General features: G+C 45.7%; 1 pseudogene. It reads right to left on the bottom strand.

Annotated features, from left to right (window positions below):
• Positions 1-42: 42 nt before the first annotated feature.
• A pseudogene (locus R7Q09_RS26955) lies at positions 43-598 on the bottom strand (alkaline phosphatase); the annotation flags it as partial.

Genomic DNA, 598 nt, shown 5'->3' on the forward strand with positions numbered 1-598 from the left:
GAGCGTTGGAACATCACAAGACGTGAAGTAAGTGCAAGATGATTATTTGATTTGTTGCTTTAGGAACTCACCAAGCTCGGAGTGGTGCATGATTTTTGAAACTGGAAGAATGGTTTCTGCAGGCCCCCAAGCGAATACGTTCACTGGTGTATGAGTGTGCGTGCCTGTTCCCCATACCGTGTTTTGTTTGGTCGCTTGGTCGCGGGCGAGCAAGTTACCGCGGTCGTTGTATGGGAAGAACGCATCAAAGTCGTTAATTGTTGGTACCGTTTCTACTTCTAGGTACGAGTGGTCAGCAACTCGGTATGGGTTTGGTTTGCTTGCTAGTACATGAGCGGCTTGCTCAGGTGTGATAGAAAAATCGCTGTTGGCATTCACCACTTCAGCTAGCTTTTCTGGTGTTTGCTGTGCTTTATCTAGCGCTTCAAACTCGCTGATCATGCCGTAGTAGCTTTTCTTCTGGTTGTATAAACCATCTAGGATTTCAAACTTACCGAAGTTGAAGTTTGGCGCGTAATCGCGTTTTTCAAAGGCTTCACCTTTGCGTTTTTCTGGTTTAGGTAGATTTGCTGATGAGTAGCTAAAGCCAAAAGAACCT

The sequence above is a fragment of the Vibrio sp. 2130-1 genome, assembly GCF_033339515.1.